General features: G+C 67.2%; 19 protein-coding genes and 1 tRNA gene. 9 read left to right on the top strand and 11 right to left on the bottom strand.

Going from position 1 to position 22,907, the window contains the following annotated elements:
• Window positions 1–203 precede the first annotated feature (203 nt).
• From AC1Q7F_RS16210 to AC1Q7F_RS16170, 9 genes are all read left to right on the top strand, one after another.
• Window positions 204–1,241, top strand: a complete 1,038-nt coding sequence (locus AC1Q7F_RS16210; protein ID WP_054167055.1) for a rod shape-determining protein — start codon at window positions 204–206, stop codon at window positions 1,239–1,241.
• A 140-nt stretch (window positions 1,242–1,381) separates the two neighbouring features.
• A complete protein-coding gene (mreC, locus tag AC1Q7F_RS16205; protein ID WP_492508652.1) occupies window positions 1,382–2,233 on the top strand; it encodes a rod shape-determining protein MreC in 852 nt (283 codons plus the stop codon).
• 23 nt (window positions 2,234–2,256) lie between these two features.
• Window positions 2,257–2,754, top strand: a complete 498-nt coding sequence (mreD, locus tag AC1Q7F_RS16200; RefSeq protein ID WP_492508650.1) for a rod shape-determining protein MreD — start codon at window positions 2,257–2,259, stop codon at window positions 2,752–2,754.
• Between the two features lie 11 nt (window positions 2,755–2,765).
• Window positions 2,766–4,676 carry a penicillin-binding protein 2 gene (gene mrdA / locus AC1Q7F_RS16195; RefSeq protein WP_492508648.1) on the top strand — a complete coding sequence of 637 codons (1,911 nt, stop codon included), beginning with the start codon at window positions 2,766–2,768 and terminating at the stop codon, window positions 4,674–4,676.
• A complete protein-coding gene (gene rodA, locus AC1Q7F_RS16190; protein WP_492508646.1) occupies window positions 4,673–5,824 on the top strand; it encodes a rod shape-determining protein RodA in 1,152 nt (383 codons plus the stop codon). Before mrdA ends, rodA begins: the two co-directional genes overlap by 4 nt.
• A 258-nt stretch (window positions 5,825–6,082) precedes the next feature.
• Window positions 6,083–6,158: transfer RNA gene (locus AC1Q7F_RS16185), tRNA-Lys, on the top strand.
• A 127-nt stretch (window positions 6,159–6,285) separates the two neighbouring features.
• A complete protein-coding gene (locus tag AC1Q7F_RS16180) occupies window positions 6,286–6,633 on the top strand; it encodes a hypothetical protein (protein ID WP_492508644.1) in 348 nt (115 codons plus the stop codon).
• 66 nt (window positions 6,634–6,699) lie between these two features.
• Complete coding sequence (locus AC1Q7F_RS16175; RefSeq protein WP_492508642.1) at window positions 6,700–7,080, top strand: hypothetical protein; 381 nt, start codon at window positions 6,700–6,702, stop codon at window positions 7,078–7,080.
• Window position 7,081: 1 nt separating this feature from the next.
• Entirely contained in the window at window positions 7,082–7,660 is a 579-nt protein-coding gene (locus AC1Q7F_RS16170) for a tyrosine phosphatase family protein (RefSeq protein WP_492508640.1), read from the top strand.
• A gap of 3 nt (window positions 7,661–7,663) precedes the next feature.
• Here AC1Q7F_RS16170 and AC1Q7F_RS16165 read toward each other — a convergent pair whose 3' ends face one another.
• The 11 genes from AC1Q7F_RS16165 to AC1Q7F_RS16115 all read right to left on the bottom strand — a co-directional run bounded on the left by AC1Q7F_RS16165 (window position 7,664) and on the right by AC1Q7F_RS16115 (window position 22,875).
• The gene (locus AC1Q7F_RS16165) at window positions 7,664–8,959 is read right to left on the bottom strand and encodes a DUF3422 family protein (RefSeq protein WP_492508638.1); all 1,296 of its coding nucleotides are present in this window, start codon (window positions 8,957–8,959) and stop codon (window positions 7,664–7,666) included.
• A gap of 87 nt (window positions 8,960–9,046) precedes the next feature.
• Window positions 9,047–12,211 (bottom strand): hypothetical protein, encoded by a 3,165-nt coding sequence (locus AC1Q7F_RS16160; RefSeq protein WP_492508636.1) that lies wholly within the window; start codon window positions 12,209–12,211, stop codon window positions 9,047–9,049.
• A gap of 22 nt (window positions 12,212–12,233) precedes the next feature.
• A complete protein-coding gene (locus AC1Q7F_RS16155; protein WP_492508634.1) occupies window positions 12,234–13,028 on the bottom strand; it encodes a MinD/ParA family protein in 795 nt (264 codons plus the stop codon).
• Window positions 13,025–14,032: a flagellar biosynthesis protein FlhF gene (locus AC1Q7F_RS16150; RefSeq protein WP_492508632.1), complete on the bottom strand. Its 1,008-nt coding sequence runs from the start codon at window positions 14,030–14,032 to the stop codon at window positions 13,025–13,027. Before AC1Q7F_RS16150 ends, AC1Q7F_RS16155 begins: the two co-directional genes overlap by 4 nt.
• Before the next feature lie 268 nt (window positions 14,033–14,300).
• Complete coding sequence (gene flhA / locus AC1Q7F_RS16145) at window positions 14,301–16,415, bottom strand: flagellar biosynthesis protein FlhA (RefSeq protein WP_492508630.1); 2,115 nt, start codon at window positions 16,413–16,415, stop codon at window positions 14,301–14,303.
• Between the two features lie 63 nt (window positions 16,416–16,478).
• Window positions 16,479–18,020: a sigma-54-dependent transcriptional regulator gene (locus tag AC1Q7F_RS16140; RefSeq protein WP_492508628.1), complete on the bottom strand. Its 1,542-nt coding sequence runs from the start codon at window positions 18,018–18,020 to the stop codon at window positions 16,479–16,481.
• A 56-nt stretch (window positions 18,021–18,076) separates the two neighbouring features.
• Entirely contained in the window at window positions 18,077–18,970 is an 894-nt protein-coding gene (locus AC1Q7F_RS16135; protein ID WP_492508626.1) for a motility protein A, read from the bottom strand.
• Between the two features lie 4 nt (window positions 18,971–18,974).
• A complete protein-coding gene (fliN, locus tag AC1Q7F_RS16130) occupies window positions 18,975–19,304 on the bottom strand; it encodes a flagellar motor switch protein FliN (RefSeq protein ID WP_492508624.1) in 330 nt (109 codons plus the stop codon).
• 36 nt (window positions 19,305–19,340) lie between these two features.
• Window positions 19,341–20,090, bottom strand: a complete 750-nt coding sequence (locus AC1Q7F_RS16125) for a FliH/SctL family protein (RefSeq protein ID WP_492508622.1) — start codon at window positions 20,088–20,090, stop codon at window positions 19,341–19,343.
• A 12-nt stretch (window positions 20,091–20,102) separates the two neighbouring features.
• Window positions 20,103–21,758, bottom strand: coding sequence for a flagellar basal-body MS-ring/collar protein FliF (gene fliF, locus AC1Q7F_RS16120; protein ID WP_492508620.1), 1,656 nt, complete (start codon window positions 21,756–21,758; stop codon window positions 20,103–20,105).
• Window positions 21,759–22,038: 280 nt separating this feature from the next.
• Window positions 22,039–22,875, bottom strand: a complete 837-nt coding sequence (locus AC1Q7F_RS16115) for a helix-turn-helix domain-containing protein (RefSeq protein WP_492508618.1) — start codon at window positions 22,873–22,875, stop codon at window positions 22,039–22,041.
• Window positions 22,876–22,907: the final 32 nt, after the last annotated feature.

The following is a 22,907-nucleotide window of genomic DNA, read 5'->3' as shown; positions in this document are numbered from 1 at the left end:
CCAGTGTCGCTGCCATTTGGGGCTCGGACCGCAATCATGCGGCGGCGCAGCGTGAAAGCGGGTACAAATTCCGTGCCGGTGGCTTTCAAGGCTTGAGGGTCCGCCCCCAAATGGTCTATGCAACAAACGCGGTTCGGCATATCCGGGGTCCGACCGCACCAAGGGCGGCAAAATCCGGACATCGCTAGAGATACAGTTCACCCATGTTTTCAAACCTGCTCGGTATGTTTTCCGCCGACATGGCGATCGACCTCGGGACGGCGAATACGCTGGTCTATGTGAAGGGTCGCGGCATCGTCCTCAATGAACCGTCGGTGGTCGCCATCCGCGATCTGCGGGGCAAGAAGCAGGTGCTGGCCGTGGGTGACGAGGCCAAGCTGATGCTGGGCCGCACGCCGGGCAACATCCAGGCCATCCGTCCGCTGCGCGACGGCGTCATCGCCGATTTCGAAGTCGCGGAAGAGATGATCAAGCATTTCATCCGCAAGGTTCACAATCGCCGCAGCTTCGCCAGCCCGGAAATCGTGATCTGCGTTCCGTCGGGTTCCACCGCGGTCGAGCGTCGCGCCATCCAGGAATCGGCAGAAGCCGCCGGTGCCCGCCGTGTCTCCCTGATTGAGGAGCCGATGGCCGCCGCCATCGGCGCCGGTCTGCCCGTGACCGAGCCGACGGGCAGCATGGTCGTCGATATCGGCGGCGGCACGACCGAAGTGGCCGTGCTGTCGCTGAACGGCACCGTTCATGCCCGTTCCGCTCGCGTCGGCGGCGACAAGATGGACGAGGCCATCATCGGCTATATCCGCCGCCACCATAATCTGCTGGTAGGCGAGGGTTCGGCCGAACGCATCAAGAAGGAAATCGGCTCTGCCTGCCCGCCGGAAGATGGGGAGGGCCGGGTCATGGAGATCAAGGGCCGCGACCTGATGAACGGCGTGCCCAAGGAACTGGTGATGAGCGAGCGCCAGATCGCCGAGAGCCTGGCCGAGCCCGTCAGCCAGATCATCGAGGCCGTAAAGGTGGCGCTGGAGCATACGGCACCCGAACTGGCCGCCGACATCGTGGACAAGGGTATCGTGCTGACCGGTGGCGGCGCCCTGCTGGCCAACCTTGACTATGTCCTGCGCCATGCCACGGGCCTGCCAGTGTCCATCGCCGACGATCCGCTGTCCTGCGTGGCGCTGGGCTCCGGTCGGGCGCTGGAAGAGGAAAGCCTGCGCAACGTCCTGATCCGCATGTATTGACGGATCGTGTATTGCGATCCGATATTTACAGCGCTGCGTTAAAGCGTTAGTTTCATGTTGTACTGTAACCCGTCGTAACGGCGGGATACCCGATCACGGGACACCCATCCCCGGTGAAGACACGCAATAGCGGATCCGTCGTGCGTATCGCGGCCCCCCTTTGGGGGATGGTGCAGCGATTCTACTTTCCGCTGCTGATCCTGGCGGCGATCGCGTTGATGATGATCGGCCATGTCAATGGCACGGCCGTTGAACAGGTCCGTACCCGCGTCACCGATGCCGTGTCCCCCGTGCTGAACGTCATGTCTCGCCCGGCCGCCAGCGTGGCCGACGGGCTTGAATATTTCCGCCAGCTTGTCGACCTGCATGACGAGAATGCCCGCCTGCGGGAAGAAAATGCCCGCCTGCGCCAGTGGGAACAGGCGACTTTGCGCCTGGATGCGGAAAACCGTTCCCTGCGCTCCCTGCTTTCCTATAAGCCCGACCCTGCCGCCCGCGTGGTGACGGGTCGCGTCGTGGGCGATCCCGGCGGCGCCTTTGTGCGCACCGTCGTCGTTACGGTTGGTGTCCGCGAGGGGGTGGAACGGGGGCAGGCCGTGATGTCGGGCCAGGGGCTGGTGGGGCGCATCGTGCAGGTGGGCGACTGGTCGTCCCGCGTGCTGCTGATCACTGATCTGAACGCCCGCATCCCCGTGGTGCTGGAGACCAGTCGCCAGCGGGCCATGCTGGCCGGTGATAATTCCGACCATCCACTGCTCACCTACCTGCCTCCCAACAGCGAGGTGACGCCGGGTGAACGCGTCTTCACCTCCGGTCATGGCGGCCTGTTCCCGCCGGGTCTGCCGGTGGGCATCGTTGAGAAGGGGGCCGACGGCAAGCCGCGGGTGATGCCCATGGCTGACCTGTCGCGCATCGAGCATGTGCAGGTGGTCGATTTCGGCACCAAGGGCGGCGTGGCCGCGGAAGCGGCGCAGCCAGGCGCGATGAAGTGAGGGCCACGGCTGTGGCCGGCGGAATGCTTTCCCAACTCGATCGGACGGCACGTAATCTGGTGCCCTTCACCGTCACGGTTCTGGCCATGCTGGTCGGGATGGTGCCATTGCCCTTGCCGGGCTATGCCATGGTGACGGTGCCGTTCATGCTGATGTGCCTGTTCTATTGGGTCATCCACCGTCCCGACCTGCTGCGCCCCGTGGTGGTCTTCGCCATCGGGCTGTTGCAGGACCTGATCGGTGGCACCCCCATCGGCATGACATCCATGGTGCTGATCCTGGCCTATTGGCTGCTGATCACCCAGCGCCGCTTCTTCCTGGGCCGATCCTTCCTGATGCTATGGATCGGTTTTGGGTTGGTGGCGGCCGGCGCGGGTACGGTACAATGGGCTGTGTTCGCCCTGATGACCGCCAGCCTGCTGGATGCACGTCCGGTGCTGGTGCAGGCCCTGCTGGGCGTGGCATTGTTCCCGCTGATGGCCTGGCTGCTGCAAAGGCTGCACCGGGCCTATTTGAGTTGAGGTTTTGATCCATGTCGGCCTTTGACCGGGATGCCGAACGGCAGCGCATGCTGTCCCGCCGCACCATCGTGCTGGGCGGGTTGCAGGGTGCTGCCGTCGTCACGCTGATGGGCCGGCTCTATTACCTGCAGATCGTGGAGAGTGACCGGTACACGGTGCTGGCGGAGGATAACCGCATCTCCCTGCGGCTGGTCGCCCCGCCCAGGGGCTTGATCACCGACCGGTTCGGCGTGCCGCTGGCGGTGAACGAACAGAATTTCAGCACCATCATCGTCTCCGAACGCGCCGGCGACGTGCAGCAGATCCTGGACGAGGTGGGCAAGCTGATCCCGCTGACCGAAGCCGATGAGCGCCGCATTCAGCGTGATATCCAGCGCTCCCGGTCTTTCGCGCCGATCACCATCAAGGAAAACCTGACCTGGGACCAGGTGGCGGCGATCGAGGTCAATCTGCCCGATCTGCCGGGTGTGTCCATCGATGTCGGTCAGGTCCGATCCTACCCGTTCGGCGAGGCGCTGAGCCATGTGCTGGGCTATGTCGGGGCGGCGGCGGAAAAGGATGTGGAGGGCTCCACCGACCCGCTGTTGACGCTGCCGGGATTCAAGGTCGGCAAGGGTGGGATCGAGAAGCAGTATGATCAGGCCCTGCGCGGGTCCGCCGGCAACCGACAGCTGGAGGTGAACGCGGTGGGCCGCGTCATCCGCGAACTGTCGCGCGATCCGGGCCAGCCGGGGCGCGAGGTGGCGCTGACCATCGATGCCAAGCTGCAGCACTACATGCACCAGCGGCTGTCGGCGGAGGAGAGTGCGGCGGCCATCGTCATGGATGTGCATACCGGTGGCATCCAGGCGCTCTGCTCCAATCCCAGCTTCGATCCCAACCAGTTCGCCATGGGCATCGGGTACGAGCCCTATCAGGCGCTGCTGAAGGATGAGCGCACGCCGCTGATCAACAAGGCCATCGCCGGCCAGTATCCGCCAGGATCCACCTTCAAGATGCTGACGGCGCTGGCGGCGTTGGAATCGGGTATCGTCACTGCCGACCACCGCGTCTTCTGTCCCGGCCATATGGAACTGGGCAGCCATCGCTTCCATTGCTGGCGGCGGGGCGGGCATGGCACACAGGATATGGTCGGCGCGCTGATGAACAGCTGCGATGTCTATTTCTACGACATCGCCCAGCGTATCGGCATGGACCGCATCGCCGAGATGGCGCGCAAGTTCGGGCTGGGCGGCAAGGTCGGGCTGGAATTGCCCGGCGAACGGCCGGGCCTGATCCCCGATCCGAAATGGAAGCGCGCCACGCTGAAACAACCCTGGCATCAGGGCGAGACGCTGATCGCCTCCATGGGGCAGGGCTATGTCCTGACCACGCCCTTGCAGCTGGCCGTGATGACGGCACGGCTGGCCAGCGGCAGGGCGGTGCAGCCGCATCTGCTGAAATCCATCGAGGGTCAGTTCACCGAGACGACGGAATGGCCGACCATCGATGTGAAGGCGGAGAATCTGGCCACCGTGCTGAAAGGCATGAATGCCGTGACCAACGTGCCCGGCGGCACCGGTTATCGCGCCCGCATCAATGTTCCGGGCATGGAGATGGCGGGCAAGTCAGGCAGCGCCCAGGTCCGCCGCATTTCCATGGCGGAGCGTAGTTCCGGCGTGGTCAAGAACGAGAACCTGCCCTGGAAGGAGCGCGACCACGCCCTGTTCGTGGCCTTCGCGCCCGTACAGGCGCCCCGATATGCCTGCGCCGTGCTGGTCGAGCATGGCGGCGGCGGCGGGGCCGTGGCTGCCCCCATCGCCCGCGACATCCTGCTGGAATGCCAGATGCTGGAGGCGGCGCGCGCCACCGTGGCCCAGCAGCCGCCACCCGCCACGGATACCACTCCCGCGCCGCAGGAACCGACCGGAGGACCACCGTGACCCTGGACGTTTCCGCTGACAGCGGCACGCTTACCTTTGCCGAGAAGCTGGCCCAGATCCCCTGGTCCTTTGTGCTGCTGGTCACCCTGGTGGCCTGCGTCGGCTTCGCCATGCTCTATTCCGCCGCCAACGGCCAGATTGACCCCTGGGCCTCGCGCCAGATGCTGCGCTTTGCTGTCGGTCTGGCGCTGATGCTGTTCATTGCCATGATCGACATCCGCGTCTGGATGAAGATGACCTATCCGCTCTATGGGCTGGTGCTGGTGCTGCTGGTCGGCGTGGATCTGTTCGGATCGATGGGCAAGGGGGCGCAGCGCTGGATCGACCTGGGCTTCGTGCAGTTGCAGCCGTCGGAGATCATGAAGGTCACGCTGGTCATGGCGCTGGCGCGCTATTTCCACGGCGCCTCGCTGGAGGATACGGGGCGTATCCCGTTCCTGCTGGTGCCGCTGGGGATTGTCGGCGCGCCCGTGGCCCTGGTGCTGGCCCAGCCCAACCTGGGCACGTCGCTGATGCTGGTCATGGCGTCGGGCGCCATGTTCTTCCTGTCGGGTGTGCGCTGGTGGAAATTCGCGCTGATCATCGCCGCCGTGCTGATCGCCATCCCGCTGTCCTGGCAGTTCCTGCTGCATGATTACCAGCGCGACCGGGTGGAGACCTTCCTGAACCCCGACAGCGACCCGCTGGGCACCGGCTATCACATCACCCAGTCGAAGATCGCCTTCGGGTCCGGCGGGCTGACGGGTAAGGGTTTCTTGCAGGGTACGCAGAGCCACCTGAATTTCCTGCCGGAAAAGCAGACCGACTTCATCTTCACCATGCTGGCGGAGGAATTCGGGCTGGTCGGTTCCGTCAGCTTCATGGTGCTCTACTGCCTGATGCTGCTGTTCGGCTTCATCATCGCCGGGCGATGTCGCCATCAATATGGGCGGCTGCTGGCGCTGGGGCTGACCGTCAACCTGTTCCTGTATCTGTTCATCAATGTCGCGATGATCATGGGCCTGATCCCCGTGGTGGGCGTGCCCTTGCCGCTGATCTCCTATGGCGGCACGGCGACCCTGGCGGTGATGGTGGGTTTCGGCCTGCTGATGTCGGTGCATGTGCATCGCGATGTGCGCATGTCGCGCCGGGGGCTGGGTGACTTGTAAGCATGTTCCTCACGCGCCGGCGCCGCATCCGCGGCTTGGCTTCACGGCGCAGGAGCGCCGCGGCGACGGTCGCCGCCGGAGCGGTTTCCGGGGTATCCGTAGACCGCTCAAGACGGCATGATCGCGGTGCAAGGCTCGGTCGCTAAAAAAATCGCCGGCCTGTCATCAAACCTGTCGACAAGGGCAGGGACCTTTGCTAAACAGCGCGCCTCGCCACGGTGAACGCCCTGGCGGGCCGCGAAACGGCGGATGTGGATTGGGCGCATAGCTCAGTTGGTAGAGCAGCTGACTCTTAATCAGCGGGTCCAAGGTTCGAATCCTTGTGCGCCCACCAACCTTCCACCGCTTCCCGGCCATCCTTGCATGACTGGCGGTTTCGTCCCGCCGTTGCCATGGCTTATCCCGGCCGTCCGGCATCGCTACCTGTTGAACAGGGGGGTGGGAGTGCTGGAGCGCGGGTCATGGCTCGTCTCGCCGCCATTCTTCTGCTGTTGTGCCTCACGGGGGCCGGGGCGGCCCATGCCGCCAGCCAGCCGCCGCCGGTCTGGCAATGTGTCGATGCCAACCGCATCGGCAGTTGGTCCTTCATCGACAGTGACAGCATCCTGGTCGCCACCGGTCCTGGCGATTATTACCGCGTGCAGCTGGACGGGCTGCTGCCGACAGATGATCTGCGTCTGCAAGGCGCCGTCTCCTTCGTGCCGCGCCTGGACCGGCAGCTCTGTGCTTCGGTCGGTCATGTGGTGATCGGCGGGCGCTGGTTCACCATCCGCTCCATCACGCGCTGGCGCGGTCGTGCCGAGCCTTGATCGGGCCGCGATCTGGCGTCACCATGGCGGCATGGGGCGAGGAAGACCGAATAAGGAGGACGCATCATGCGTCGCCACATCCTGTTGGGGCTGCTGGCCCTGCTTGGCGCCGGGCGGGTACCGGCAGCAGAGCCCATGCCCGATGCCGTGACCGGCCGGGAGACCTGCATCGAATCACGTCGCATCAATGGCTGGACATCGCAAAGCGACCGAATCCTGATCGTCACCCTGGGCGCCAACCGCCGCTACCGGGTCGAGCTCAGCCTGTCGGCCGTCACCTTGAATGTCAGTACCCAAGCGCAACTGGCCTTCATTCCCCGCAGCGACGGCATGCTGTGCGCCAATTGGGGCCATGTCGGCGTCGATGGCCAGCGTATCCTCATCCGCAGCATCACCGCCTTGCCGGCACCCCAGAAGGGGGAAAAGCCGGCCGAACCGGAGAAATGAATTGTCGCTCCCGTCCTTCGTGCCCTACCGCCTGACCGTCTGCGGCATCCAGGAACTGCCCGGCCATGCAACCGCCGGGGTGACCCATCTGGTCTCCATCCTGGATCCGGACCGGGAACCGGTGGCGGCGTTCGATGAATATGGCCCGCACCACCGCATCGACCTGCGGTTCGACGATGTCATCGTGGAATTGCCCGACCGAGTGGCGCCCCTGGACCGGCACCTGGAGCGGGTGCTGGATTTCGGCCGGCGCCTGACGGAGCGGGCGAAGCAGGACGACCATCTGCTGGTCCATTGCCATATGGGCATTTCCCGCTCCACGGCGGCTATGGCCCTGATCCTGGCCCAGGCCCGCCCCGATCTGCACGCCGCCGAGGCGCTGGCCGAGGTGGTGCGCATCCGGCCGCAGGCCTGGCCCAACCTGCGCATGCTGGAGATCGGCGGCGACATCCTGGGCCGGCGCCGGGAACTACTGGAGGCGCTGCGCGAGGTCTATGTGAAGCATGCGGTGGACAAGCCCGACTGGCTGCGGTTTCTGCGGGAAAACCATCGCGGCCGGGAAATCACGCATATGGGGTGAGGGTTACTCCCTCGCTGTCACTGCCCGCCGCAGACGCCGCACGCCGATCCATACGGCGGCCACCACGGTGGGCACGGCGATGCCGGTCATCAGGGCCTTGGGCGGCAGGCCGGTGATGGGGGGCAACCCCTCCACCACATATTTCACCAGCCCCAGCAGGTAATAGGAGATGGCGAAGACCGACAGGCCTTCCACCGCCTCCTGGATGCGCAGCTGGGTGCGGGCGCGGGCTTCCAGGCTTTTCAGGATTTCCGCATTCTGTTCGGCCCGCTGCACATCCACGCGGGTGCGCAGCAGGCTGCTGGCGCGGCTGATGCCGGCGGCCAGTTCGGCCTGACGGCGGGACACCGCCTCACACGTGCGCACGGCGGGGCGGAAGCGGCGCTCCAGGAAGACGCCCAGGCGCTGAAGCCCGGGGATGCGCTCCTCCCGCAATTCCTCCACCCGCCGTTCCACCAGTTCCGCATAGGCGGTGGCGGCCCCGAACCGGTAGCGGCATTGGGCCGACAGCGTCTCCGCCTCCGCCGCCAGCCGGGTCAACGCGTCCAGCAGCCCATGTTCCTCTGCCATGTCGCGGGCCGTGGCAGTGCGGGCCACGATGCTTTCCAGGCGCTGTTCCAGGCTGGCCAGCTCCGGCCCCGCGCCGCGTGCCAGCGGCAGGCCCAGCAAGGCGGTCATCCGGTAAGTCTCGATCTCCAGCAGGCGTTGCACCACGCGGCCGGCATGGCTGGGCGACAGGCCCTTGTCGCGGACCAGGATGCGGGTGAAGCCGTCGGGGCTGAGGCGGAAATCGGTCCAGACCAGCGCTTCGCCGCCCGCCACCTCACTGCCCAACAGCTCGCCGCGCGGGAAGATGGCGGACAGGCTGTCCGGGTTGTGGCGCGGCTCCGCATCGGCTTCCAGGCGGAGATGGCAGGCCACCAGGCGCAATCCCGGCAGCCGCGCCGTCCAATCGGCCAGACGCGGCGACAGGGCGGACCAGTCGCCGGCATCGGCGGGGCCCATCTCGGCGATGGTGATGGCGGTGAATTCGGTATGCCGTTCCCATTTCACGGTGCGGCCATCGACCAGCAGCTGCACCTGCCGCAGTTCCGCGCCCGGCAGGGGCAGGCCGACCGTGCGGCACAGGTCCAGCAGGTGGGCATGGTCGGCCCCCAGCTCCCCCGTCAGATGCGCGACATGGGTCAGGCGGGCCGGCGTGGTGATGCGCATGTGCGGCCGCGCATGCAACTCGTCATTCAACGTGACGCGCTGCGGATGGTCCCGCCCGTCCACGCGTCCTTCCAGCCCCGCCGCCATGAAGTCCCCCGGCCGATCATTCTGATTTTGGTTAACTATGCTTGGACCCCAGGGGCTGCGCCATGGGACATGTTGGCCAAGGGCCTGCTAGGCACGCACACCGGAGCCGCGTGTGGCGGCCTGGACACGGGCCCAGGAATGGGCACCGGTCTGAAAGCCGATCGTGCCGGCGAAGCCGACATTTTCCAGGCTGTCACGGAAGATCGTGCCGATGGCCTGGCGCAATTCCGACGGCAGCGTGCCTTGGGTGCGGATCATCAGGTCGAAGCGGCCGGGCCAGACCAGCCCATCCAGCTGCATCGGCCCGATGCGGGTGAAGGTCAGGTCCAGCAGGAAGCGTTTGGCACTGCCGCGCCCGTCGCCCTCGCTGCCATCGTCGCCCTCCTGATCCGTCGCGCTTCGCACATGCAACTGGGCGCGCATCACCTGGTCGGGCGTGCCAAAGGGGATGGGCGTGGCACGCCAGCCGTCGGGCGTGGGTTCAGCGGCCTGCCGGGCTGCCGCCTGGAAATCCTCCCGCAACTGGGCCAGCAGCCCGCCGCCGCCGCGCGATCCCAGCAGCTCCGTCGCGTCGCTGCCCAGCCAGCCGGCCGCATCGCCACCGCGCAATGCTGCCAGGAAGAAGATCAGGTTGGTGGTCAGGCGCTTGTTGGGCTGCGGCAGGATGGATGCCGCGATATTGCGGGCCACGGTCGGGTCGGCCGCCATCAAGGTCGCCATCACCTCGCGCATGGCGGGCCAATCCGCCCCCTGTGCGGGGTCCAGCGCCGGCAGCATGCTGGCCAGGTCGCGGTTCTGCGGCACCTCCATCGTCAGGGTCAGGTTGGTACCGGGCGGCAGGTCGGTGCGGGCCCGCAGCACGAGCGTGCCCTGCGGCGTGGTCACCACGGGCTGGCCCTGTGCGGTGCTGCCCACCAGGGTGCCGGTGATGGTGTTGGGTGGGGGGGCTTCGGGCAGGTCCAGGGCTGATGCCGCCATGCCGGCGGGGACCGGCTGCGGTGTATTCATCTCCACGGTCAGCACGCGCAACTGCACCGCCTGGCCGTTGGGCAGGGGGGCGGGGCGTACGGGTGGGGTTGGCGGGGCGGACGTACCGCCGGTGGGCGGGGCCGTGGCGGGAGACGGCGCATCGCCGCGGGCCCGCGCCAGCTGGATATCGGGTTCCGGTGCTGCCTGGGCGGGCCGTCGTGGGGATGTCGGCGGGGATGTCTCAACAGTGGGTGGTGCGGTCGGCGGCGGGGGGGGAACGGCGACCGGGCCGTCGGCGCGGTCGCGGGCCAGCTGGGCGCCGGGCTCCGGTGCTGCCTGGGGCGGTCGTGCAGGGTTGGGTGTGGGTTCCCCCGCGGTCGATGGGGCTGTCGGTGGGGCTGCCGGGGGCGGTGGCGACACGATGGGGGCGTCGCCCCGCGCGCGGGCCAGTTGGATGGCGGGTTCCGGCACAGGCTGGGCCGGGCGCGTTGGTGCCGGCTCCCCCCCGGTCGGGGGTGCGGTTGGGGGTGACGGGGGGGCGGCATCACGGGCGCGTCCCTCCTGTACCGGAGCCGGAGCGGTGGCAGGGCGGGCCGGCTGGGTCGGTGCGGGCTCGCCGCCCGTAGGCGGTGCGGTCGGCGGCGAGGGCGGGGCGCCGTCGCGCAGCCGGGCGACCTGCTGGGGTGGCGATACCAAGCCCGGTGGTGCCGGTGGGACGGGTGTCTGCGGCGGCCTTGGCTCTCCCCCGCTTGGCGGTGCCGTGGGTGGGGAGGGGGGCAGGCCGTCGCGGGCCCGCGCCAGTTGCGCCGGTTCGGGCTGAAGGGGAAGGGCTGGCTGCTTGGGCGGAACGGGTTGCGGTGTTCCGTCCGTCGATGGGGGTGGAACCGTTGGTGGCGTGGTGGGGGCGGCGGGCGGTACTGCATCGCGGGCGCGCGCTTCCTGTGGTCGCGGCGCCGGCGTGGCCTGCGGCGGCGATCCACCGTCCGGCCGGGGCAGCGGACGGGGTGAGGGGTCTCCACTTGTGGGTGGTGCTGTCGGTGGAGACGGGGCGGCCGCGTCGCGCAGGCGGGCCAGATCGACGGATGGTCCCCCGCCCTGGGGAATGGCAGGCGCGGGGGTGGGCGGGGTGCTGCCAGGCGGCGGCGGGGCATCACCTCCGGCACGCGGCGGCGCTGCTGGCGGGCTCACCGGCTGACCAGGAACAGGGATCGGTCCCGGCTGCATTCCGTTCGCTGCGGGGGCCGTCGCGGGAGCCGTGGGGGCCGTCGGCGGGGCGGGGCCGCGCAGCCGCGCCTCGGTTACCGGTTCCCGCGCAACCGGCGGGCCATCCAGGTCGCGGAAGGCGAACAGGCCGGAGGATGGGGAGGACGGGATGTTGTAGCGCGCCAGCCGCGCCATGCGGGCTGCATCGGGATCGGGGCGTGCTTCCTGTCGAGGTGGCGCCGGCACTTCGGTTGACGCGTCAGCCAGGGGCGGCTGGGGCAGGTCGGGCTTCACGGCGGGTACTGTTCCCGGACCCGTCGCGGGCGTTGGGGCCGGCTGTGCCACCACCGGGCTGCCTTGGGGAGCGGTCGGGATGGTCGGCATCGCCGCCTCATCCAGAAGGCCGACCAGGGATGGCAGGCTGGCGCCCGGTGCCGGGGGGGCGGTCTGAAGGGAGGCAGGGGCTGTGGCCGGGGGCTGGGCGGCCACGGGCGGGCTGGGTGGCGGTGAACCGGTGGTCGACGGCGCCGCTGCCAGCACCTTTTCGCTGCCGGCCAGCACATCCGCCGGGGTGCTTGCCGCCGCGGCGTTGGGCGTGCTGACGGGTGGCGGGACCGTCGGCCGGGGCTGGGCGGCGGCGACCACGATGGCGGCGATGGTGGCGCCGGGCTGGATCTGCGGCAGGGGCTGCGGCGTGGGGGCCGTTGGCGCCTGTGGGCCGGATGCCTTGTCGGTGGCAACCGGTGGTGCCGGGGTCTGCACCTGCGGCGGTGCCAGGGCGGCGGCCCGCGCCGGGGTGCCCGGGACTTGCGGCGGGATGCGCAGGGTGATGGGGCGGTCGGTGGGCAGGGGCGTGGGGGTTTCCACCTCCACCTCACCGGCGGCGGTGCGGATGGTGGCCTTGCCATCCTCTTGCGACACCACCTGCCCGGACAGAACCAACGCCCGGTCCAGCCCGGCCAGCCTGTCCGGCAAGGCACGGATCAGCACATCCGCCAGGGGCACGAGGCCCGGCGTGGGCGGTGGGGTGCCGACGGCGGCTGTGGCGGCGGCGATGCCGGGGGGAAGGGGGGCGGACATGGGCGTTGCCCCGTCCGCCCGATCAGCCGGCCGTCAGCTTCTGGGCCAGCGCCATGATGTCATGTGCGGCGTCGGAAGTGGGGGAGCGGACCAGCAGCGGCGTCTGGGTCTTGATGCTCTCACGCACCTTCATGTCGCGGCGGATGATGCCCGCCAACTGCGGCGATTTACCCAGGAACTTGCGGCAGGCGGCCAGCAGTGTCTCATAGGTCTTGTCACCCTCGGCCCGCGTCTGCGCCATATTGACCACGATGCGCAGGTCGGCCAGCGGGTTGGACTGATAGGAGAGTTTCAGGAAGGCATAGGCGTCGGTGATGCTGGTCGGCTCGTCCGTCGTCACCACCAGGGAGATGCCGGCCGGGGCGGTGAAGGTACGGACATTGCGGTCCACACCAGCCCCCAGGTCGATGACAATATTGTCGTAGGACCGGGCAAGATCGGTCAGGTCGTTGCGCAGCTGGGTCAATTTTGCCGGGGGCAGATTGGCCAGGCTGCCGGACCCGGACCGGCCGGCAATGATGTCGAACCCACCCTCATTATAGCGGGTGGTGGAACCGGCCAGGGTCACCATGCCGTCGATCACCTGGCCCAGGTCGCGCTTGGGCATCAGGCCCAGCTGGATATCGACATTGGCCAGGCCCAGATCGCCATCGAACAGCAGGGTCTTGCGGCCCAGCTTGCTCAGCGCATGCGTGAGGGAGATGGAGAAGAAGGTCTTGCCGACCCCGCCCTTGCCGCTGGCGACGGCCAGGATGTTGCGCTGGCGCAGCGGCGTGACATTGGCGGAGGCGGCCATCATCGCGGACAGGTCGGTCATGCGTGGGTCCCCGTTTGCTTGGCTCGCCGCTGTTCGGCTTGCAGTTCCGGCATCATCATCTTGGCCAATATTGTCGGCGTCAGGGCACTGAGCCCGTCGGCAACTTTTGTCGTCGCACTGACATCTGCAAAAGCCAGGCCAGCCTCGTGCGCGGCGACCAGCAGGCTGCCATAGCGGCGTGCCATGTCCATACGGGTGGCCAGCAGGCGCTTGGCGCCCACGGCGCGGAACGCCTTGGCGATCTCCACCGCTTCCACCGCGTCCAGGCCGGCCGGCAACACCAGCACAGGCTCGGCATCCGTGGCGGCGATATATTCCCTCAGGTCCTTCATATCCTGCGCGTTGTAGGGGTTGCGCCCGGCACTGTCGATCAGCACCTGCTCCATGCCCCGGGATACCTCCACGGCATCGGACAGGGCCATCGGGTCCTCTACCGTGATCAGGCGCAGCTTCAGCACGCGGGTGAAGGCCTGGAGCTGTTCGATACCGCCGGCGCGGATCGTGTCGGTGGAGATCACGCCGACGGGACGTTTCTGCAGGGCGCAACGTGCGCACAGCTTGGCGACGGTCAAGGTCTTCCCACCACCCGGTGGCCCCACCAGCATCAGCGGACGCGGTGAACGGCCTTCGGGCAGCGGCTGGAAGTTGAACACGGCGTCCAGGGCCGCGGCCATGGCCATCAGCGGGTCGCGGGTGTCGAAATCATCCAGACTGTCCACCAGCCGCTGGTTCAGCTCCGCCGGCACGCCATGGCGCAGCAGTGCATCGGCGACGACATCGATCGGTTCCGGCCCCTCGGGCTCCATGAAGCGCAGCGGCGAGTGCGCGGCCACGGGGGCATGGGTGGCCAGCAGGCCCTCATCCTCCTCGATGGCGGCGGTCACGCGGACGCCAACGCCTTCTTCCTCGCGGGTGGCCACGATGATCGCGTCATCGCCCAGCACCTCGCGGACCATCTGCATGGCTTCCTGCATGGATGGCGCATGGAACGATTTCAGACGCATGCCGACCCCGCCTTCCCGGCCCTCCAGCCCCTATTGAACCCAACCAGCAATATTACAGCGTTCTTGGCAAATTCCCTAGCGTGCTGGCGCGAACGCGGGCTGTTCACCTCCCCGTCATCCCGGCGCAAGCCGGGACCCAGGGGCGAACAGCCCGACGCCACCGAAACGTGCATCGGCGCAGCGTCAAGGTTCGATCCTGGGGCTCCTGGGTCCCGGCTTGCGCCGGGATGACGGGCAAGGGCGATGTGGCTGTGATGCATCCCGCCCATCAGATCTGCCCCAGCGTCTTGATCTTGGCCTTCGGGTGGATCTCGTTCTGCGACATCACCACCGTGGCCGGGCGGAAGCGTTCGATGATCGAGCGCACGAAGGGGCGGATCAGGGGGGAGGTCAGCATCACCGGCGCCTCACCCTGCATGGCGAACTTCTCGAACGACTGGCGCACGGCGGTGATGAATTGCTGCAGGCGCGACGGTGCCATGGACAGCTGCCGCTCGTCCCCGTCACCCACGATGGCCTCGGCGAAGGCCTGTTCCCATTCCGGCGACAGGGTGACCAACGGGATGAAGCCCATCTCGTTGGTGTTGCTGTCGGAAATCTGGCGGGCCAGCCGTGCGCGCACATGTTCGGTGATCTGGGTCATGTTGCGGGTATAGGCAGTGGCCTCCGCCACACCCTCCAGGATGGTCGGCAGGTCGCGCACCGACACCCGTTCGCCCAGCAGGTTCTGCAACACGCGCTGCAACCCGCCGATGGTGATCTGGGCCGGCACCACGTCGCCCACCAGCTTCTGGTTCTCCTTGCTCATCTCGTCCAGCAGCTTCTGCGTCTCCGCATAGGAGAGCAGGTCGGCCATGTTGTCCTTGATGATCTCGGTCAGATGCGTGGTGACCACGGTGGGCGGATCGACGACGGTATAGCCCTTGAACAGCGCCTCCTCACGATAGGCGCCGTCGATCCACATCGCTGGAAGTCCGAAAGTCGGCTCCGTCGTCGCCTCGCCGGGCAGGCCGATGCGGTCGCCTCTAGGGTCCATGCAGAGCAGCATGTTGGGGCGTACATCACCGCGGCCCGCCTCGATCTCCTTGATGCGGATCAGGTAGGTGTTGGGGGGCAGCTGCAGATTGTCCTGGATGCGAACAGCCGGCATGATGATGCCGATCTCTCCCGCCAGCTGCCGGCGCAGACCCTTGATCTGGTCGGTCAGACGGTGACCAGCCTCTGAATTGATCAACGACAGCAGGCCATAGCCCAGTTCCAGCCGCACCAGATCAATGGCCAGGGCGGTGGAGATGGGCTCGTCCGCCACGGGTGCCGGTGCGGCCGCGGCCGCCTGCGTTTCCTGCTCCGCCTCCAGCGCCTCGCGCATCAACCGCGTCTTGGGCAGGTAATAGGCGGCGGCGGCCAAGCCGATGGCCAGCAGGCCGAAGGAGATTTTCGGCATGCCGGGCAGCAGGCCGATGGCCAAGACCACGAAGGATGTCAGGCCCAGGGCCGTGGGATAGAAGGTCAGCTGCCCGAACACCGCCTTGTCGGTGGAGCCGGTGGATCCCGCCTTCGACACCATCAGACCGGCGGCCAGCGACACCAGCAGGGCCGGGATCTGCGACACCAGGCCGTCACCGACGGTCAGCAGCGTATAGGTCTGGCCCGCCTCCAGGAACTCCATGTCCTTCTGGGCGATGCCGATGATCATGCCGACGATGATGTTCAGGAAGGTGATGACCAGACCGGCCACCGCGTCGCCGCGCACGAATTTCGATGCACCGTCCATGGAGCCGAAGAACTGGCTTTCATCCTCCAGTTCCTTGCGGCGCTTGCGGGCTTCGGACTCTTCGATCAGGCCGGCCGACAGGTCGGCGTCGATGGCCATCTGCTTGCCGGGCATGGCGTCCAGGGTGAAGCGGGCCGCCACTTCGGCGATACGGCCCGAACCCTTGGTGATGACGCTGAAATTCACCAGCATCAGAATGCCGAACACCGTGACGCCGATGATGAAATTGCCGCCCATGATGAACTGGCCGAACGTCGCGATCACGTGGCCGGCGGCATTCGCCCCCTCATGCCCGTGCCCCAGGATCAGACGCGTGGACGCAAGGTTCAGCGCCAGGCGCAGCATGGTGCTGACCAGCAGGATGGTGGGGAAACTGCTGAATTCCAGCGGCTTCTGGATTGACAGCACCGTCATGAGGATCAGAACGGAAAAGGCGAAGGAGATCGTCAGGCCCACATCCAGCAGGAAGGTGGGCAACGGCAGGATCAGAACCACCACAATGGTCAGAATGGCCAGCGCAAACCCCACCTCGCCGCGCTTCAGCGACTGGCCGATAAGGCGGACGGCATCCTGGGCGGAGCCGATATTGGTTTGCGGCTGGTCGGTCATGGGGTGGCGGTCTTGGCCTTGATCAGGGGGTTGGACGGGAAACTATACTCTACGGCGTGGTTGTCACCCCACCGCGCGGTCATCCTCCACCCCGCCGGCCGGCGGGGGCACGGGCACGCCGTCCTCGCTGTATTCCTTCAGCTTGTTGCGCAGCGTGCGGATGGAGATACCCAGGATATTGGCGGCGTGGGTGCGGTTGCCCAGCGTATGCTTAAGGGTATCGATGATCAGGTCACGCTCCACATCCGCCACGGTGCGGCCGACCAGTGCCTGGGTGGCGGAACCCACCCCCGGCACGAAAGCGTTGCCCGGCTCGGCCAGGGGTATCACCGGGGCCGGCGGCGGCGGGGGATAGGGTTGCGGCGCGTAAGGCTGCGGGGAATAGATCGAGGCATTGCCGTAGGAACTGGCCGCGCGCGACGCGCCGGGCACGGCCGCCGGCGCGGGTGGCTGATAGGCAGGTGCCGGCTGAGGTGCCGGGGCCGGCTGCGGAGCATAGCTGGGCTCCGCGCCTGTCAGCAGGATGGCGTCGGTGCCGATCTCCGTGCCGCGTGACAGCAGCACGGCGCGATGCATGGTGTTTTCCAGCTCGCGCACATTACCGCGCCAATGATGGCCCTGCAGCAGGGCCATGGCCACGGGGCCGACATGGCGTTCGGGCAGACCGTTGGCTTCGGAATATTTGGTGGCGAAATGCTGGGCCAGCAGGGCGATGTCGTGCGGCCGTTCGCGCAGCGGCGGCAGCTGCAAGGCCACCACGTTCAGGCGGAAATACAGATCCTCACGGAATCGGCCGGCCTTGGCTTCCGACAGCATGTCGCGGTTGGAGGTGGCCAGGATGCGGATATCGACCTTCACGGGCGTATTGCCGCCCACCCGGTCGATCACCCGTTCCTGGATGGCGCGCAGCAGCTTGGCCTGCAGGCGCAGGTCCATCTCGGAGATTTCGTCCAGCAGCAGGGTGCCGCCATTGGCCTCTTCGAACTTGCCGATACGCCTTGCGACAGCGCCGGTGAAAGCACCCTTTTCATGGCCGAACAGCTCGCTTTCCAGCAGGTTCTCCGGGATGGCGGCGCAGTTGACCGATACGAAGGGCGCGCCCGACCGCCGGCTCTTGCGGTGCAGGTACCGGGCCATCAGCTCCTTACCCGTGCCGCTTTCCCCGGTGATCAGGACCGAGGCGTCGCTGGGCGCGATCTGGTCGGCCAGACTCAGGGTGGCGGCCATGGCGGGGTCGCGGCTGACGATGGCGTGGCTCTCCTCCGCCACCGCCTCCAGCACGGCGGCGATCAGGTTGGCGTCGGGGGGCAGGGGGATATATTCCTTGGCACCCGCCCGGATGGCCTTCACCGCAGCCTGGGCATCGGTGCCCACGCCACAGGCGACCACGGGTACGGCGAAGCGCTCGTTCTTCAGGGCATCGACCAGGGTGCGCACATCCAGCTTCACGTCGATCATCACCAGATCGGCGCCCTGGCCGGTGCGCAGTGCGTTCAGCGCCCCCTCAATGCTGTCGGTATGCGCGACCTTCGCGCCCTTCTGGAGCGCGATCTTGCCGGCGGCGCTGATATAGCCTTCGAGTGTTCCCACGATCAGAAGACGCATCGTCCTACCCTTTCACTCACCGGTCCGGTCGTTCAATTCAAAGCGCGACATCGAAGTCATTGATAGGCCGCCACCCGGTGTTCGGGCGGCAGCACGGTATTGATCAGCACCTCAAGGCGGCGCGGATTTTCCTGCCGCGCCACCGATCCGGCGGCCAGCAGATAGAGCCCATCCACCAGCGCCTCCTGTTCGGCATTGCGGTCGATCTTGGCGGCGATGGGGGAGAAGACCATGGAGCCCAGGATGGCCCCATAGAAGGTGGTGATCAGCGCCACCGCCATGGCCGGCCCGACCGTGGAGGGGTCGGACAGGTTGCCCAGCATCTGCACCAGCCCCACCAGCGTGCCGATCAGGCCCATGGCCGGGGCCACCTCTGCCGCGCGGCGCATCACGGCCGATGCCGTGCGGGACCGGGCCAGGTTGGCCTCGATCTCGGTACGCAGGATGCGCTCGGCATCATCGGCGGGCAAGCCATCGACGATCAGTTCCACGGCCTTGGACAGGACCGGCCATGCGCGCGTCGACTTGATCAGCGGCTGAAGCCCCAGTGGCCCGCCACGCCGGGCGAATTCCGCCAGCGACAGGGCCGTCTGCGCCGCGGCGCGGGGGTCGGGCGTGCTGGCCACCATGGTGGCGGACAGGGCGCGGCCCGCCGCCCGGATGTCGGACAGGGAGAAGGAGATGCTGGTGATGGCGGCGGTGCCGCCGAGCACGATCAGTACCGACGGAATGTCGATGAAGGACGCGATGCCGCCGCCACCCATGGTCAAAGCGCCCAGCACCAGCAGCAGGCCCGACGACAGGCCCACGATGGTGGCCAGGTCCAGTCGGCGGCGCATCCGCGGCAGCGGCGGCGCCTTGGCCGGCGGCGGCACGGGGGCCGGAGCCGCCGCCTGTGGCGGTGGCGGCGGGGCGGCCGGTCGGTTGCGGGTGGGGGCGCGGTCGTTCATGACGTCACGCGCGTTCGGTCTTGATGATTTCGGTCATGGTCACGCCCAGCCGGTCCTCCACGACCACCACTTCACCGCGCGCCACCAGCCGGTTGTTCACATAAATGTCGATGGCTTCCCCAACCTTGCGGTCAAGCTCCACCACCGCTCCCTTGTTCAGGCGCATCAGGGTGCTGACCTGCATGTTGGTCTTGCCCAGCACGGCAGAGATCTGCACGGGGATATCGTAGACGGATTCAAGATCCTTCACGACGGGAAGCGCCTCCAGCTCCCCGCCGCCGCCGCCCCGGCTATTCTCGAAATCGCTCAGCGACATGTCGTCTTTGGCGGCCATCTCAGTTCCCGTTCCCGGATGTCATGTCGTTCATGCTCACAGTGCGGCCTCCCGCCGGGGGGCCATCACCTGATCGGGCCCGCCTGGGAAATCGGCCAGCAGGTCGCCCGCCAGCCGTTCGATATCCGCCCACAGGCGCCCGACCTCCCGCTCGGCCCCGCCCGCGGTCCAGTCCACCTTCACATCCATCTCGCGCAGCTTGGGATCGGCCAGAACATTGACCTGCCCGCCAAAGCCATGGCGCATGGCCATATCGCCGATGCGGCCGCGCAGCTCGTCGAACCAGCGCTCATGGACGCGGAAGGCCAGCTTGGGCTCCTCCACCAGTTCTTCCAGGAAACTGGCGATCACGACCTCGATCTCCGCCAATCCCTGGCGTTCCACCAGGCCCGGCCACAGCTTGCGCATGATGGCCAGCGCGATGCGGGCCGTATTCTCCTGCCGCAACTGCGCCTGGTTGTTCTGGACGGTCACCAGCTGTTTCAGGCTGGCCTCCACGGCGCGCAAGGCGGCGGCCAGTTCCTGCTGGTCCTGGGTTTCTGCCTGCGCCTTGCCTTGCTCGATCCCCTCGGTCAAGGCGGCGGCACGCGCCTGTTCCTTGGCGAGGCGCACCTGTTGCTGAAGCTGTTCCAGGCTGAAGGTGGGCGGCGGCGGGGGAGGGGGCGGTGCCGGCGGCAGTTGCGGTTCAGGCTCCGGCTCGGGCGCGGCCTTGGCAGCCTTCCCCGCCGGGTTGCCGAACCCGTCTTCGAAATCCTGCTCGAAAAGGAACTTCTGGATGGTGGCCATGGATCAGCCGCCTCAATTTTCCTGATAGAGCCAGTTGCGGATGATCGACACGGCCTCTTCCGGATGTTTCTCCACGATTTCGCCCACCTTGCGCAGCGAGGAGGCGCGGACGCGGCCGTCCACCCGGTTGATGTCGATCATCTGCTCCAGCTCCTCGTTGGCTTGCGCTGCCTCCATGGCCAGTTCGCGGGCCAGCGCGCCACCGCCGGGGCCGGCCAGCTGCGGCATGCCGCTGCCGTCGGACAGCAGGTCGGGCTCCTCATCCAGCTGCGGCGAGCGGTCCAGTGCGCGGGTGACCAGCGGCTTGATCACCAGCAGGATCACCAGGATGGCGACGATGGCCAGGATCAGCGTCTCGGCGATGCGGATCACGTCGGCCTTTGGCATGCCGAAGATCGTCTCCTCCATCCCCGCCAGCTCATCCTCCGGCCGCGAGAACTGCATGGAGATCACTTCGACATTGTCACCGCGCGAGGGGTCGACACCCGCGGCCGACTGCACCAGCCGCTGCAGCTGTGCCAGTTCGGCGTCGCTGCGGGCGGTGTAGGTGCGGGTCCCGTCGGCGGCCGTCGTGTACGTGCCGTCCACCAGCACGGCGACCGACAGGCGGCGGATCTGCCCCGTCTCGCGCTCATGCACCTTGGTGGTCTTGGAAATCTCGTAATTCACCGTCTCTTCGGAACGGTTCTTCGTCTCGGTGTTGCCGCCGGCGATATTGTTGGCGCTGTCGGCATTGGGCAGGTTGTTGGCCACCGTGACGGGATCGACGCCGTCGCGGTTGTTGCTCTCGCTATTCTCCGTAATGGACTGGGTGCCGCGCACCACCTGGCCGTCGGGATCGAAGGTCTCGCTGTTGGTGGTGATGCGGTCGAAATCCATCTCCACGGAGACCTGGGCCTGCACGCGGCCATGGCCGACGGAGCGGCCCAGCAATTCCTCGATGGTCTGGCTCAGTTCCCGCTCACGTGCCAGACGGCGTTCCTCCGCACTGGCGGCCATGGCCTCCGGCGTGTTGGGGCGCAGGCCGCGCGACAGAAGATTACCCTTGTCGTCGACGATGGAGACATTGGCCGGCTCCAGCTGCGGCACGGCGGTGGAGACCAGCTGCTGGATGGCCGCGACCTGTTCCTTGGTCAAAGGTTTGCCCGGCTTCAGCTTCAGCAGGATCGAGGCGGTGGCCGTCTGCGCCTGACGGGCGAACAATTCACGCTTGGGCAGCACCAGCTGCACGCGGGCAGCTTGCACCTGCTGCAAGGTCTGGATGGAACGGACAAGTTCCCCTTCCTTGGCGCGCAGCTGCTGCATCTGCTGCATGAAGGCAGTGGTGCCCAGCCCTTCCGGCTGATTGAAGATCTCGTTGCCGACGCTGCCGCCGCTGGGGATGCCCTGCTGGGCCAGCATCATGCGCAGGCGGCCGACCTGGTCGGCCGGCACCTCAATGCGGGTGCCGTCGGGAGAGGCCTTGTAGGGGATCTGCTGCGCTTCCAGCTGCTGCACGATGGCGCCGCCATCGGCCGGCGTCAGGTCGTTATAGAGCAGCGACAGGGCCGGTGTGGACCATTGCCCCGCGAAGAACACGATCGCGCCGATGGTGACCAGAACGGCGGCCCCGATCCCCGCCAGGCGCAGGGTGCCGAGATTCCGCAAGGTTTGCAGAAACGACTCCACGTCGATCAACTCCTGTCAGGCAAGGGCGCGTTCGGCCACAAAATACTAGCGTTTTCCCGCCTTTACGAGGAGCTTTGCATCCATCGAGTGAAGTATGGCGGTGTCAACTGGGCAATTTTTGCCTGATTCGCCGGCACTGTGACATAAAAAGCACGCCCCATGCAATGTTCATTGGGTTAGGTGCAGGGCGCGATGCGGAATGCAACAAGCCCCGCCGCTTTCACGGGTTCAGCCGGAAAGGAGCAAGGGCGATGCCAGCCGGGGATGTCACACGCGGATATCAGGCCGACGCGCGGAACCAGGCCGTGGTCGCTGCATCCGCCGGATAGAACAATTCCACCCGCAGGTTCTGCAGGCCCGCATCCAGGGGCGTGCCCACCATGGCGATGATGGAGAACAGGGAGAGCCGCACCCCATCCTTGGTGAAGCGGGTATAGAGGGTCGGGGCGTCGGGTGCCCCGTCGACAAACGGTGCCGCCAGTCCGGCCAGGGCGGGATCGGCCAGAAGGTCGGCGAACGGGTCTTCTCCCGCCGCCTGCAACGGGTCCTCCAGCAGGGCCTCCGCCCTTATGCGCCGGATCATCCAGGCCGCCACCTCTTCCCAATTCTCTACCAGATGCCGCATGTCGGGCGACAGCAGCAGGCGGACCAGGTTGGGATTGGGGATGCCGACGATGGCGGGACCGGCCAGGAAGCCCAGCAGACGCTGGGCGCCCGCATTGGCCTGGATCAGGTTGTAATGGCGGTCGACCACGACGGCGGGGAACGGCGCCTGCATCTCCAGCATGTGGGTGACGGCCGCCTTCACCGGCGCCATCTCCGGCGCCTCCAGCGGAGAATTGTCCCAGGCCGGCGCGAAGCCGGCGGCCAGCATCAAGGCGTTCTGATGGCGCAGCGGTACCGACAGGGCCGTTGCTAATTGCAACACCATGCCGCGCGATGGCCGCGACCGCCCCGATTCCAGGAAGGACAGGTGCCGCTGGCTGGTGTTGCAGGAGAGCGCCAGGTCCAGCTGGCTGATCCCGCGCGAGGCGCGCCAGCGCTTCAGCAGCGGCCCGAAAGCCTCGGCATTGGTGGGGCGGCGGCGGGGAACGGGCTGGCGGGCGGGGCTGGGCATGGGGGACCTGTTGCCATGGATGATGGCCTTTC

It is taken from the genome of Niveispirillum sp. GW835-FHT14G11 (assembly GCF_058793615.1).
Note: the sequence above shows the minus strand (reverse complement) of the source record. Positions and strands in the feature narration are given on the sequence as shown.

What these genes read in the sequence shown, in the direction of transcription:
- fliN (WP_492508624.1), bottom strand. Translation starts at nt 19,304, where the DNA reads ATGGCCGCCAAAGACGACATGTCGCTGAGCGATTTCGAGAATAGCCGG.
- mrdA (WP_492508648.1), top strand. Translation starts at nt 2,766, where the DNA reads ATGTCGGCCTTTGACCGGGATGCCGAACGGCAGCGCATGCTGTCCCGC.
- AC1Q7F_RS16155 (WP_492508634.1), bottom strand. Translation starts at nt 13,028, where the DNA reads ATGACCGACCTGTCCGCGATGATGGCCGCCTCCGCCAATGTCACGCCG.
- AC1Q7F_RS16210 (WP_054167055.1), top strand. Translation starts at nt 204, where the DNA reads ATGTTTTCAAACCTGCTCGGTATGTTTTCCGCCGACATGGCGATCGAC.
- AC1Q7F_RS16115 (WP_492508618.1), bottom strand. Translation starts at nt 22,875, where the DNA reads ATGCCCAGCCCCGCCCGCCAGCCCGTTCCCCGCCGCCGCCCCACCAAT.
- AC1Q7F_RS16140 (WP_492508628.1), bottom strand. Translation starts at nt 18,020, where the DNA reads ATGCGTCTTCTGATCGTGGGAACACTCGAAGGCTATATCAGCGCCGCC.
- AC1Q7F_RS16165 (WP_492508638.1), bottom strand. Translation starts at nt 8,959, where the DNA reads ATGGCGGCGGGGCTGGAAGGACGCGTGGACGGGCGGGACCATCCGCAG.
- AC1Q7F_RS16125 (WP_492508622.1), bottom strand. Translation starts at nt 20,090, where the DNA reads ATGGCCACCATCCAGAAGTTCCTTTTCGAGCAGGATTTCGAAGACGGG.
- AC1Q7F_RS16135 (WP_492508626.1), bottom strand. Translation starts at nt 18,970, where the DNA reads ATGAACGACCGCGCCCCCACCCGCAACCGACCGGCCGCCCCGCCGCCA.
- flhA (WP_492508630.1), bottom strand. Translation starts at nt 16,415, where the DNA reads ATGACCGACCAGCCGCAAACCAATATCGGCTCCGCCCAGGATGCCGTC.
- AC1Q7F_RS16150 (WP_492508632.1), bottom strand. Translation starts at nt 14,032, where the DNA reads ATGCGTCTGAAATCGTTCCATGCGCCATCCATGCAGGAAGCCATGCAG.
- AC1Q7F_RS16180 (WP_492508644.1), top strand. Translation starts at nt 6,286, where the DNA reads ATGGCTCGTCTCGCCGCCATTCTTCTGCTGTTGTGCCTCACGGGGGCC.
- AC1Q7F_RS16160 (WP_492508636.1), bottom strand. Translation starts at nt 12,211, where the DNA reads ATGTCCGCCCCCCTTCCCCCCGGCATCGCCGCCGCCACAGCCGCCGTC.
- AC1Q7F_RS16175 (WP_492508642.1), top strand. Translation starts at nt 6,700, where the DNA reads ATGCGTCGCCACATCCTGTTGGGGCTGCTGGCCCTGCTTGGCGCCGGG.
- mreD (WP_492508650.1), top strand. Translation starts at nt 2,257, where the DNA reads ATGCTTTCCCAACTCGATCGGACGGCACGTAATCTGGTGCCCTTCACC.